3 protein-coding genes are annotated in these 3,120 nt (G+C 43.8%); 2 read left to right on the plus strand and 1 reads right to left on the minus strand.

The window, feature by feature from the left end:
• On the plus strand, positions 1-1,008 hold a 1,008-nt coding region (locus ACTXGO_RS11675), incomplete at its 5' end, for a serine hydrolase (protein ID WP_443574628.1).
• 108 nt (positions 1,009-1,116) lie between these two features.
• On the opposite strand, the gene ACTXGO_RS11680 is transcribed toward ACTXGO_RS11675, so the two are convergent.
• Entirely contained in the window at positions 1,117-1,446 is a 330-nt protein-coding gene (locus tag ACTXGO_RS11680) for a TraR/DksA C4-type zinc finger protein (RefSeq protein ID WP_443541406.1), read from the minus strand.
• Positions 1,447-1,711: 265 nt separating this feature from the next.
• On the opposite strand from ACTXGO_RS11680, the gene ACTXGO_RS11685 reads away from it, so the two are divergent.
• Positions 1,712-2,914, plus strand: coding sequence for a phosphoglycerate kinase (locus ACTXGO_RS11685; RefSeq protein ID WP_435950530.1), 1,203 nt, complete (start codon positions 1,712-1,714; stop codon positions 2,912-2,914).
• Positions 2,915-3,120 lie beyond the last annotated feature (206 nt).

Below are 3,120 nucleotides of genomic sequence, written 5' to 3' on the forward strand. Positions count from 1 at the left end.
GATAGTGGCGCAAGCGCTCGTATGAGTTGGGGCGGCGCTGATAGCTTGTCTGAAGCTCGCAATATTATGTACAAATCAAATAGTGGCTCTACCAATAGTGGCTCTACTATAAGAAAAGTAGACAACGGTTATGGTACAACCAACCTAACTAATGCTGGCAGCTATGGTAGTAGTAGCAACAGTTACAACACTACTAATAACTACAATACAACCTACCGCGGCAGTTTTGGTAGTACCACTGACATGATTCCCATTAGTACCAACTCACGTAGTGTGGCGGTAATTGATGCCGAAACCGGTGAGTCTATCTATGAGAAAAACGCTGATGTCGCTCGTCCTATGGCGAGTATTACCAAGATTATGACAGCGATGGTGGTGCTCGATAGCGGTCTTGATATGCGAGAGGAGCTCACCCTTGACCCTGAGGATTTTGTCGGTCCTAAGCGTGCAAGCTCACGTCTTAAATCAGGCGATCGCCTCAACCGCGCTGAGATGCTACTGATGTCACTTATGAAATCAGAAAATCCTGCGGCAAAGAGTCTGGCACGTAACTATCCAGGGGGCTATAGTGCCTTTATGCGCGCCATGAACCGTAAAGCACAAGATTTGGGTATGACCACTGCATTTTTTGGTGATCCAACAGGCCTTGATAAGCGCAACGTTGCCTCGTCAAATGATCTCGTCAAACTAGTACGCGCCGCGGGTAATTATGATGTTATTCGTCGTTTTTCGACCACCAAAAGCTACGATTTTTATGTGTCGAATTACTCAAACGGCAATCGTACTTATAAGGCTAATAACACCAGTAGCTTAGTACGCTCAGGTAACTATCCTATTGGCATCTCCAAAACAGGCTTTATTAATGAGGCTGGGCGCTGCGTGGTAATGGAGACTCGCGTCAATAATCGTCCCGCGATTATCGTCATCTTAGGCGCTAATAGTTCAGCGACGCGCTGGGGTGATGCCAAAAACATCTTGAACAGTTTGGCCACGCGCCGTACGGTATAAGTATTAATGCTACGATAAATGTTAAACATAAAAAAAGACCGTTATATGACATAACGGTCTTTTTTACTTAGATCATTTATCTTTACCATTTAAAGACAAGCTTGAGGGCTACTCAGCATGTTCCATACATAAGGTGGCATAAGGTAGAGCTTCAAGGCGCTTGTCTTCAATATCTCTGCCGCATACCTCGCACTCGCCATACGTACCATTTTCGATACGGCTCAAGGCATTATTGACATAAATGAGACCTTGCTGCGCCTCCGCTTTTAGACTTTTTCTCATGTCATTTTGACGATATGAGATGGCTTGGTCTTCCCAATGCTCATTAAGATCGTCTTGCGGGTTTTGAATATGATCTTCAATATTATCTATACGCGTCTGATACTCTTGTTGTAATTTTAACAACTCATTTTTTGCTTGGTCTAAATCTATACTCATGGTTTTCTCCTAATAAATCTTTATTGTTTTGACGCTTAATCATAGTAGTAACGAGGTACAACTACCACCACGAAATGTTATCAAGAACCCAACTTGATGTTCGATAAGCTATTTAGGGATGTATTTATAGACGCTTATAGCAATAATTTGCATCAGTTATTTATGAGAAATCGATAAAAACTGCTAGAATACAGCGTTTGTGAGTAATGGTAGTTTTATTCATTAGCCATCGATGATTTATAAATAAAAATGAGCGGAGTAGACCATGAATTTTTTGCGTATGAGTGAGTTGGATTTGACGGACAAAGTGGTCTTAATCCGCGAAGATTTAAATGTCCCTATCAAAGATGGTAAGGTGGCTAGTGATGCTCGCTTGCAAGCTAGCCTACCGACGATTCAGATGGCGCTTGATAAAGGGGCCGCGGTTATCGTTTGCTCGCATTTAGGCCGTCCTACAGAAGGCAATTATGAGCGCAAATATTCGCTGGCACCTGTGGCTGATTATTTAAGTGAGAAATTAGAGCAGCCTGTGGCGATGAGTAGTGACTATTTAGGTGAATCGGTCAATGTGCAAGCAGGACAAGTGTTGCTGCTTGAAAACGTACGCTTTAATAAAGGCGAGAAGAAAAACGACTCAGCACTGGCACAAAAATATGCCAATCTTTGTGATGTATTCGTCATGGACGCTTTTGGCACCGCTCACCGCGCCCAAGCCTCAACCGAAGGCGTCACGCAAATGATGCGTCAAGACAACAAAACCGTATGCGCAGGGCCACTGCTGGCAGCCGAGCTTGATGCGCTTAGCCAAGCGCTTGAAACACCTGCTCAGCCTATGCTATCGATCGTCGGTGGCTCTAAAGTATCGACCAAGCTTGAAGTGCTACACAGTTTGGCAGAGGTTTGTAGTCAGATCATCGTCGGTGGCGGCATCGCCAATACGTTTTTGGCAGCTCAAGGTCACAGCGTAGGAGCATCGCTATATGAAGCGGATCTAGTAGATACTGCACGCGCTATCATGAACAAAACAGAGATTTTATTACCGTCTGAAGTGGTAGTGGCAAGCAAAGACGATATTGATTTTGCAGACTTTACCGGCTCACTACAAAAAGCGGTTGCCACTATTAAGTCTGTTGACGCTATTGGTGAGCAAGATATGATTTTGGATATCGCGCCCGCTAGTGCCGAAAAGTTAGCGGATGCAATCTTAAATGCAAAGACCATACTGTGGAATGGTCCCGTAGGCGTCTTTGAGGTTGATGCTTTTGGCAAAGGCACGCAAATAGTGGCGAAAGCGGTGAGCGATAGTGAAGGTTTTTCAATCGCAGGCGGCGGTGATACGCTAGCAGCTATTGATAAATATCAAGTAGCGAATGGCGTCAGTTATATGTCAACAGGCGGCGGTGCGTTTTTGGAATTTGTAGAAGGCAAGGTGTTGCCAGCAGTAGCGGCATTGCAGATTAAAGAGTAAAGCCGCGTAATGGATTGAAGATAGTAAACACAGACTGTTAAGTAGTTATTATTTGTTAATACTCAGATGATTTATATTGCAAGTGCTATATGCTATCTATAAAATAACGCCACCATGTATCTTGACATGTATTTTTATGAGAGGTTTACTATGTTAAAACGTCATTTATTACTTGCCAGCCTTCTAGCTGGTACTTTTGCAGTCAC

This window comes from Psychrobacter sp. T6-1 (assembly GCF_052258445.1).

What these genes read in the sequence shown, in the direction of transcription:
- ACTXGO_RS11680 (WP_443541406.1), bottom strand. Translation starts at nt 1,446, where the DNA reads ATGAGTATAGATTTAGACCAAGCAAAAAATGAGTTGTTAAAATTACAA.
- ACTXGO_RS11685 (WP_435950530.1), top strand. Translation starts at nt 1,712, where the DNA reads ATGAATTTTTTGCGTATGAGTGAGTTGGATTTGACGGACAAAGTGGTC.